Raw genomic sequence first — 9,783 nt, forward strand, 5'->3', positions numbered from 1 at the left:
CGATGACAAAATGGCAATGATAAAGAATATATTCTACGTCGGCATAGCACTTGTTGTATTGCTGACCGCCTCATGCGACAAGTGGCTGGAATTGAAGCCGGAAGACGGTCTGATCCGGGAAGATTTCTGGAAAACCAAGGAGCAGGTCGCTGTGGCTGTAAACGGCATCTATGCCTCCTTGCTGGAAGACCGGCTGGTAACCAACCTCTTCGCGTGGGGCGAACTGAGAGCCGATATGGTTGCCTATACCGGCTTTGCTACAATAGAAGAACTGAATCTCATGCGGGGAAATATGCTTCCGTCCAATGCGCTCAGCCATTGGGGGCAACTGTATTTTTCCATAAACCTTTGCAATACAGTCATCGCGTTCGCACCCCTGGTGCTCGAAAACGACCCCACTTTTACCCAGGAGCAGCTGGCAGCTTACCAAGCCGAGGCCTATGCGGTTCGGGCATTATTGTATTTTTACCTTTATCGCACCTTCGGCGAAGTGCCACTTCAGTTGACACCAACCTACAACGATGCAGCCATTGAACGGAAAGGCAAGAATACGAAAGAAGAAGTGTATGCGCAGATTGTGAGCGATTTGCAGTGGGCGGAACAGCATGCGCCGTTGTCGCATGGGTCGATAGCGAAAGATAAGGGACGGATAACCAGATATGCGGTACACACCTTGATGGCCGATGTTTTCCTGTGGGAAGACCGGTTTGAAGAGGCGCTCGCTGCGTGCGATAAGGTTATCGACTCCCGGCGTTTCGGACTCATCAACGCCGAAAACCAATCCATGTGGTTCAATACCGTGTTTTACGAGGGTAATTCAAACGAGAGTATCTTCGAATTTCAGTTCCACCGGGGCAAGCTCAATCCGTTTTTTAACGCCTTGATCAATGCCAACCGTCGGTTTACGGCGAGCGAGCTGGTGATGGAGGAAATCTATACGTACGACCTTATCAATATCGAGAATTATGATCGCCGGGGTAACGGCGCGGCGGTACGGAGTTCCGATATGATCATCTGGAAATTCGCCGGTGCTTCCGGTGGGCAGCAGGATATGCGAATCCGGACCGCCGATGAGTCGTTCGCCCATTGGTTTGTGTACCGCTACCCGGATGTTCTGCTCATGAAAGCCGAGGCTCTGGCTTGGCTGAACCGCGGCGCGGAAGCGCTTGAACTCGTCTATCAAATCCGGGAGCGTGCATATGCATTGGAAACGACTGATTTAAATCCCTCGCCCAATTCGGCAGAAGACATCGCTTATTTTATCCTGCAGGAACGGGCAAGGGAGTTTGCTTTTGAAGGAAAGCGCTGGTTTGACTTACTCCGCTATGCAAAGCGAAACAACTATGCCGGGATCAATACCCTGTTGGAAGCGGTACTGGTGAATGTGGAGGCCAACAGCTTCAACTCAGTACGTAACAAATTCAGGGACCCGAACGCGCATTACCTACCGGTCTTTGTCGATGAGCTTGAGCGCGACCCCTATATGGAACAGAATCCATTTTACAGATAGTAAGCATGTAAACATAAAATTAGTTCGATATGGAAACGCATAAAAAAATATCCAGCAACGTATTGGCGTTGGTATTCGCATGCTTGGGGATGATCCTGGGTTGCGTGAAGGAGAATATCGTGGTCGAAACCACTGAGCAGGTCAGCATAACGGGCTATTTCGAAGCCAATCCGGATAAATTCTCGGAGTTTGCGGCCATTCTTGACGCTGCAAATGTCTCCAGTGTACTGAACGCCTATGGGCTATATACCATTTTTGCCCCAACCAATGAGGGCGTGAGGGCATATTATCAGCGGAAAGGAAAGCAATCGGCATCCGATTTCACCGCCGCTGAATTACGCGATCTGGTACTGTTCCACCTGTTGCCCGATACCATCGGTACCACAGCCTTCACGGATGGGAAGCTGAACCGGTTGACGTATTATGGGCAACACTTGGTAACCGGTGTAGCCAATGTGGGTGGAGTGAGTAATACCGTTATTAACCGGCAGGCAAACCTGGTAGAAGGGAATATCGCCGTCAACAATGGAATAATCCATGCGATAGACCAGGTGTTGGAACCCGCCACGCAGACCGTCGCGCAACTCATTGAGTCGAACCCCGACCTGCAGATTTTCGCACGGGCGTTGCATGAAACCGGATGGTACAACAGGCTGAATGTGCTCCCTGCTGAAAACCCCGATCCCGACAGCGTAAGACGTTGGTTCACCGTGTTGGTGGAGCCGGATGCTGTTTTGGCCGAAGCCGGCTTCCCCACTTATGAAGCCTTGCGCGAACGGTTCAGCCATACCGGTAATCCGGCCGACCCGACCGACAGCCTGTATCTCTATGTCGCTTATCATGTGTTGCCTGATGCACGCTACCTGGCCGATATTGTAAGCCGGACATCCCACCCCACATGGGCACCATTGGAGGTCATCACATCGAAATATATGGGCCAGGAGGTGTTGATTAACGATGATATCTTCAACGGGATGCACGAACCCGGCATCGGTATTGACCCGGCTGCCAGCGACCGGTCGGCCACCAATGGCGTGCTGCATATCGCACAGGGACATTTCAATATCAAGTTACGCAGCCCTATACCGGTGTATTGGGACTTGGCCGACCAGCCGGAATTTAGGCGGTTGCCCGGCTTCAGGAATGGAAGCCTGGTGCATACGGTTAACCTGGCACAGGGTGGAAGCCATCTCGAAGCCATCCGATGGGAGCGGGACCATATTCAGTACCAGGCCAATGCCGGTGAAGGCCACTTCTGGGGCGACCGGATAATGATTCCCATGTCCGGAACGACCAATATCCGTAACCATTGGGTGGAATTTACCACACCGCTGCTTGTCCGGGGGAGGTATAAAGTATGGGTGTGTTACCGTACAAATCCACGTGCGCCCATTATGCAAGGGTATTTTAACGGTGTACCCTTGCCCAGAACGCTGAATATGGCTGAGTATAATATAGGGAATACGCCGGAAGGGGAGATGGAAGCACTCGGCTTCAAACGCCATACCAACAGCTCCAGCAATAACTTTGTAGGGCGTCTTCTGGGAACCATAGACGTGGAAACCACGGACAGACACATCCTGCGCTTCGAAGGCATCGCCGGCGGCGGAGATGCTAATGGAACCTGGTGGGATATGATCCATTTTATACCGGTTGATATGGATCAACTGTATCCCAAGTTTCAACCCAACGGCGAAATCGTACAACGGCCAGCCAATTAATATATGCCGCTGATAAAAATTGATTCATGAAGAGTATACAACACTTACTATGGGGTTTATTCGCGCTGACAGTTTTGGTACAATCCTGCGAAGACCCTTGGAGCAAGCATATAGCCGTTAACGACGAGGCCCTGGCGGGCAACCTGCTGGACAACCTGAAGAAGAATCCGCAATTGAGCCGGTTCGCCCAGTTACTTCAGCAGACGGGGTACGACAAGGTTATCGCATCGTCCAAAAGCTATACCGTATGGGCACCGGTCAACGCAGCCATTGATGCCCTTGATCCGGACCTCCTGGCCGATGAAGCGTATGTGAAAAAGCTTGTGGAGTTCCACTTGGCAGACCAGGCTTATTTTGCCAATAAAATTCCACAGGATTCCACCGTTCGTTTACCGACATTGGGAGGTAAAGCACTCAATATGACCGCAAACCATGTGGACGGCGTAATTCCGGTAGACAAGGATATTTACGGTGCCAATGGCGTATTGCATGTGCTCCCCGTATGTTTGACGCCCAAACCCAACGCATGGGAACAGCTCCAGGCGGTAGATGGACACGGCAGTCAGTTGAAAACATTTCTGGAGTCGCTCTATGCTTTGCAGTTTGATGTCGAGCAGTCCACGCAGATCGGCGTCAATCCGGACGGGTTACCGGTATACGACAGTGTGTTTACCTTACAGAATGTATTTTTAAACCAGGTCGCCAATCTGGAGGATGAGATGGGCGAGTACACGTTTTTCGTGGTCAGTGATGAGGTTTTCCAGCGAGAACAGCAGCGGCTATCCCGTTTTTTTGTGGATAGCACGGCAGAACTTTCGGTTTACCATGCAAGATGGAATGCGGTGAAAGATTTGGTGATTGCAGGCAATGTGCCCGTTGGTGCGCTCAATGCACCGCAATATTCCCTAGTGGACAGTGTACTTATCCAGGTTAAGCCGGCAAACGTCATAGCATCCTATGCCGTGAGCAACGGAACCGTCCACCTCGTCAACGACTACCCGTATGCATTTGAAACCAAGATCAAGCCCATTATCGTGGAAGGCGAGGCACCGGAGGAGGTCCGCGACGGACGGGGCTTCAGTGTGCGTACGCGGTTGAATCCAGACGGTCAGGTGTTCTATGATTTACTGATTCAGAACCACGGAGTTAACGGTATGTGGGTGCGGTATTTTCCACGGCTGTATTCAGGGCGTTACCGGGTATATTGGCGAGTTATCCGTGATGCGGATCTGGGATTGGTCCCTGCGGCGGATGCGGAAGATCTGGTGCACTTTCCGATGAAGGTGACCTGGGGAGAAGATCCGCTGACCGCACCGGGCACCGATGGATTCGGCTACCGGCCGGCACCCGTCATCAACAACGGCAACGGCACATTTTCTCCGGACTACAGCGAACATTTACTGGGCGAACTGACGGTGGACAGGTACGGGCTTTTTAGCTTATACCTTGTGGGTAATACGACCACGGCGAACGGCACGAATACGTTATTACTTGATTACCTGAGGTTGGAACCCATCTATTAATACAATAAGCGGAATAGGTTATGCAAAAACTTCTAAATAGGCGCGATGGTATCTGGTTTGCCACCATGGTTTGGTTGTTGGGATGCCAGCTTTCATACGCACAGCCAGTGGATTCATTGAACCGGACGCCGGAGAAAACCGGTATCGGCCAACTGACGATTAAGGGGAAAGTGGTATCTGCTTCCACGGGTGAGCCGATAGCGGGCGTGCATGTTGAGGTGGCGGGCTATTCTTCCGAGTTTACGGATGATGCCGGCGGATTCGTGATCGGTGTACCCCATACCGATGCCGTGCTGCAGGCATCGGCAGTGGGCTTTCTTCCCAAACGGGTAGCGGTATCCGGAAAGCCGGCCATTGAGTTGTCGCTAATTGAGGAGGGTTATCCAACGTTTTTTGCGGACGTTCAGACCCCCACGGTAGGGAAACAGCCGTTAAGTACCCAGCCATGGGCAATTCATAACGTAAGCATGGCCGATAAATGGCCAGCTAACAGTGAAACACCGGATAGCTACCTCCAAGGCCGTGTGGCCGGTCTTCACGCAATCCGCCGCGCTGGAACCCCCGGTTCGGGAGCAAACTTGTTCCTGCGGGGTTTTTCGTCAATCTATGCGAACAACCAACCCCTCATCGTGGTAGACGGGATGATTTATGACAATAAGATATACGCCCCATCCATCATTCCGGGGCATGCCAGCAACCCGTTCGGTATGCTAGACTTGCGCGATATCGATGACATCACTGTGGTCAAAGACGGCGCATCGCAGTACGGCACGCGATCGGCAAACGGTGTCATCCTGATTACTACGGCGCGCGCAAAAGAAGAAGCTACACACATTGACTTCGCTGCCTACGGTGGTCTCAATGCAACGGTAGCCGCACTCCCCGTGATGGGTAGTTCGGATTACCGCGTATTTCTTTCCGACCTGTACCAGAGCCGGGGGATGACTCCCCAAGAGATAGGCAGGATCCCCTTCATGCGGGACGACCCTAACCCCGATTATTACCGCTACCATAACCATACCGATTGGCAACGCGAAGTGATGAGCAACGGGTATAACCAGAATTATTATCTGAAGGTAACAGGTGGAGACAATATTGCGACTTATGGCCTTTCAGTGGGGTATAACCATCAGGAAGGCTTGTTTACCAATACCGGCTTAGACCGTTACCATACCCGCTTCAACGGTGCGCTGAACCTGAGTCAGAAGTTAGACGCTACGGTCAGCCTTGCGTTCACCTCAACGCAGCAGGACCTTCGCAGTCAGGGCGAAGATTTCCGTACTAACCCCTTGTTGTTGTCGCAGATCAAAGCGCCTTTCCTTGCCACACATGTCGTATCAGACGAGGGGCAGGTGTCTCCAAACCTGGCAGAACTGGATATCTTCAACGTGAGTAACCCGATGAGTGTTATCGAAAACATGATCGGGAGTAGCAGTAATTACCGGTTTTTTGGCTCAACAAGTTTCAACTATCGGTTTAATGAACAGTTCAGCGCCCATACGTTATTCGGGGTCACCTTTGACAAGGTGCGTGAAACCGTGTTTATCCCTGAACGTGGTATTGCGCCAGATACGATGCGGCGAGCGGTTATCCGCAACCAGTCGGGTGTAAATCTGTCGCGGTATTACGCCTTGTATAACGACACCCGGTTGTCTTTCCGCCGGTCATTTAATCATGTAAGCCGACTGACAGCCAGCTTGGGCATACGCTATAACCACAGTCAAAGCGAAAATGACAGTGGATTCGGGTTTAATTCGGCGACGGATGATTTGGTCACCGTGGGCCATGGGGTGGGTGAACTCCGGCAGTTGGCAGGCAGTTTGGGCCGCTGGAACTGGCTCAATACTTATTTGACGGCCGATTATCAATACCGCAACCGCTATTTGCTGTCAATGAATGTTGCCGCGGATGCCTCTTCCAGGTTCGGTACCGAAGTAAACAGTCTGCGGATAGGCGGTGTGCCGTTTGCGGTATTACCCTCCTTGGCGGCTGGCTGGCTGCTGTCTTCTGAACCGTTCATGGCGGCAGCCAATGGTATAGACCTGTTGAAGCTCCGTGTGAGTTACGGTTTAACCGGCAATGACGACATCGGGAATTATACGGCGCGCAAGTATTATACTTCCCAGAATCTGCTTGGCATGCAAGGGTTGGTACGGGGAAACATCGGTAATCCCGGTTTGAGGTGGGAAACCGTAGAAAAGGTGAACGTAGGGATAGATATGGCGTTTTTCAACGAAAGATTGCAGTTGACCGCTGACGTGTACCGCAGCCATACGCGCGATTTACTGATTTGGCAACAAGTGCCGGCAGAAACAGGTATGCAGCATATGCTTACCAATCAGGGTGCCATGCGTACACATGGAGTCGATGTGTATGCCTTCGGCCGTCTGGCCCGCGCGGCGCTGAAATGGGATATGGGTATCCTGTTCAGCATGTACCGGAACCGCGTTGTAGACCTGCCGCTGGGGAGCATCGTCACCACATTCGGAGGTGCAAGTTACGTGACGGCCGAAGGGCAGGCCGCCAACCAGTTCTACGGTTATAAAACCGATGGATTATTCCTTACGCAGCAGGAAGCCGCAGACGCCAGGCAGTACAACCGCCAGAACGGGGTGTTGGTTGAGGTGGCCGGCGGGGATGTCCGTTTCGTCAATATACACGATGCACCCGAAGATCAGGCAGCCGGTATCACCGTGATTGACGAAAACGACCGGCAGGTGATTGGCGACCCCAACCCGGATTTCACGGGTATGTGGAGCAACCACTTAAAATGGCATCGCTGGGCGCTTGACGTTCATGTGGCCTTCAGCTATGGAAATGACATCTATAATGCGCAACGGGCAGCGCTTGAAACCCAGGCCAGCACCGCTAACCAATCGCTGGCCGTCAGGAACCGCTGGCGAACCGATGGCCAGGTCACCGATATGCCGCGTTTGGCATGGGGTGATCCGCTCGGCAATGCTCGTTTTTCCGACCGCTGGATCGAAGACGGCTCGTTTGTCCGGTTACGTACCGTGGCACTCAGTTATACCATCCCGGGCGGGCTGAAATTCATCAATAACCTGTCGGTTTACCTGACAGCCAATAACTTGTTTACATTGACCCGGTACAAAGGATACGATCCCGAGATGAGTGCCGCGCCAACGATTTTCGGCCAAGGTGTGGACATGTGGGGCGAACCGATATTCCGGAGTACGCAACTCGGAATACGGATTGGGTTTTAAGCATTTTAATGGTGGAAAGCATGAACATGAAAAAGACAACGATAAAAACGAAGCCTGCACTGTTGCCCTTGATTGCGGTGCTGATCAGTATGGTCAGCCAATCGTGCACGAAATTTTTCGAGTTGCTGCCGGAAGACGCCGTAGACGAGTCTCAGATGTACCGGCATGTGTATGACGCTGATGCGGCGGTCATCGGCATCTACGGCAAATTACCGGAACTGGCCAGGCAGTATCTCGTATGGAATGAGCTGCGCGGCGACTTGATGGACGTGACCATGAACAGCGATCACCACCTGGTCCAAATCAACAATCATCAGGTGCAGCCGGATAATCCCTACGCCAATCCGCGGGATTTCTATGAAGTGATCCTGAACTGCAACGACGCGCTTGCCAATTTTGCGGCCATGCGAAAGGACGGGCGACTCATGGAAAGCGAATTCGTAACCCGTTATTCAGATATCGGTATGCTGCGTACCTGGCTATACCTGCAGTTAGGTATCCATTTCGGAACCGTTCCGTATGTGACCCAGCCCGTGGATCGGCCAACGCACGTGACCGACCCTTCGTTATTTCCGAAGCTTCCATTCGAGCGGTTGCTGGACAGCTTAATTACTTTTGCCGAGTCGCTCCCTTTTCAGGAAGAATATCCTGCCGGAACCACGCTGCTGACGACCGTAGACGGCTATAATACCCGTAAGATATTCGTCATGAAAAGCCTGGTACTGGCCGACCTCCACCTTTGGAAAGGCAATTACCGGACGGCCGCCACGCACTACCGCAAAGTTATGGAAAAGGGGGGCGAGTATACTAATTTAGACGATTTTTACGGCACATACCGTCTCACTTACGTCGCTTTCTTAACCGGAGAAAATTGGATAAACATTTTTAGTGCTCCCTTCGGTGAGCGTGTTTCCAATTACGAGAACATCTGGATGATGCCGTATGACCGCAATTTTGAGCCGGAAAATCCGTTTATCCCCTTATTCGCCAATCAGGGTGCGGGGCGTTACCTGTTGCGCCCGTCGGAATTTATCATGCAGTATTGGGACGAACAGATGCGGGGGCTGACACCATTTGACCTGCGCGGCCGGACGCGCTCTTACGTCATGAACGGTGGACAGCCGGTGGTTAATAAGCACATCGCTACGTATCATGCGGCCGATCCCTTCCAGACCACCGGCAAATGGATCCTCTACCGCGCTGGCGCGGTTCACCTTCGGTTCGCTGAAGCGGCTAACCGCGATGGCTACCAAAAACTGGCTTATGCGCTACTCAATGGCGGGATCATGTTTACCTACGACCCCACACCCGGGATAAATGGCCGGGATGTTACCGACATCATGAACACCTTGCATTACCCCGCGCCTTATGATTTCGACGCCCGGATGGGCGACTTTCCCCGCTTCCGCAGCGACTGGCACCGGAATACGGGTATCCGCGGACGTGCTGGGTTATCGCATTCATTGATCGCGCCGGCCGATTCAGCGCGGTTTTTCGATATGACCAACCCTGATCCCTACCTGCGCGAAGTGGTGGAGGGTCATGGTTTAACGCTGTATATGGAAGAAAAGCTGCTGGCTGAAGGCGCACTGGAACTGGCCTTCGAAGGGTATCGCTGGCCCGACCTCCTGCGCATTGCATTGCGGAGGGAGAAAGAAGCACCCGGTACGGGAGGGCAATTGCTGAAACAGTGGATGGATGCAAAATTCGAACGGTCGGGACAAACGCTTGCGGTGGATTTATCGAATCCGCAGCATTGGTATCTGCCGTTTAACTGGCACTGATGCTAACGGCAACAAAAGGGA

Annotated in this window: 5 protein-coding genes; all 5 read left to right on the forward strand. The window is 52.5% G+C overall.

Annotation, left to right across the window (positions count from 1 at the left end; translation table 11 throughout):
* Positions 1-16 precede the first annotated feature (16 nt).
* Genes BM030_RS01200 through BM030_RS01220 form a run of 5 tightly spaced genes read left to right on the forward strand, consistent with a single transcriptional unit; the run spans position 17 to position 9,762 of the window.
* Positions 17-1,510, forward strand: coding sequence for a RagB/SusD family nutrient uptake outer membrane protein (locus BM030_RS01200; RefSeq protein WP_211657488.1), 1,494 nt, complete (start codon positions 17-19; stop codon positions 1,508-1,510).
* Between the two features lie 29 nt (positions 1,511-1,539).
* Complete coding sequence (locus BM030_RS01205) at positions 1,540-3,231, forward strand: fasciclin domain-containing protein (protein WP_090970244.1); 1,692 nt, start codon at positions 1,540-1,542, stop codon at positions 3,229-3,231.
* A gap of 26 nt (positions 3,232-3,257) precedes the next feature.
* Positions 3,258-4,754, forward strand: coding sequence for a fasciclin domain-containing protein (locus tag BM030_RS01210; RefSeq protein ID WP_090970246.1), 1,497 nt, complete (start codon positions 3,258-3,260; stop codon positions 4,752-4,754).
* 20 nt (positions 4,755-4,774) lie between these two features.
* Complete coding sequence (locus BM030_RS01215) at positions 4,775-7,978, forward strand: SusC/RagA family TonB-linked outer membrane protein (RefSeq protein ID WP_090970248.1); 3,204 nt, start codon at positions 4,775-4,777, stop codon at positions 7,976-7,978.
* Positions 7,979-8,004: 26 nt separating this feature from the next.
* Positions 8,005-9,762 carry a RagB/SusD family protein gene (locus BM030_RS01220; RefSeq protein WP_139215776.1) on the forward strand — a complete coding sequence of 586 codons (1,758 nt, stop codon included), beginning with the start codon at positions 8,005-8,007 and terminating at the stop codon, positions 9,760-9,762.
* Positions 9,763-9,783: the final 21 nt, after the last annotated feature.

Source organism: Parapedobacter composti (genome assembly GCF_900112315.1).
Taxonomy (GTDB): Bacteria; Bacteroidota; Bacteroidia; order Sphingobacteriales; family Sphingobacteriaceae; genus Parapedobacter; species Parapedobacter composti.

What these genes read in the sequence shown, in the direction of transcription:
- BM030_RS01200 (WP_211657488.1), top strand. Translation starts at nt 17, where the DNA reads ATGATAAAGAATATATTCTACGTCGGCATAGCACTTGTTGTATTGCTG.
- BM030_RS01205 (WP_090970244.1), top strand. Translation starts at nt 1,540, where the DNA reads ATGGAAACGCATAAAAAAATATCCAGCAACGTATTGGCGTTGGTATTC.
- BM030_RS01210 (WP_090970246.1), top strand. Translation starts at nt 3,258, where the DNA reads ATGAAGAGTATACAACACTTACTATGGGGTTTATTCGCGCTGACAGTT.
- BM030_RS01215 (WP_090970248.1), top strand. Translation starts at nt 4,775, where the DNA reads ATGCAAAAACTTCTAAATAGGCGCGATGGTATCTGGTTTGCCACCATG.
- BM030_RS01220 (WP_139215776.1), top strand. Translation starts at nt 8,005, where the DNA reads ATGAAAAAGACAACGATAAAAACGAAGCCTGCACTGTTGCCCTTGATT.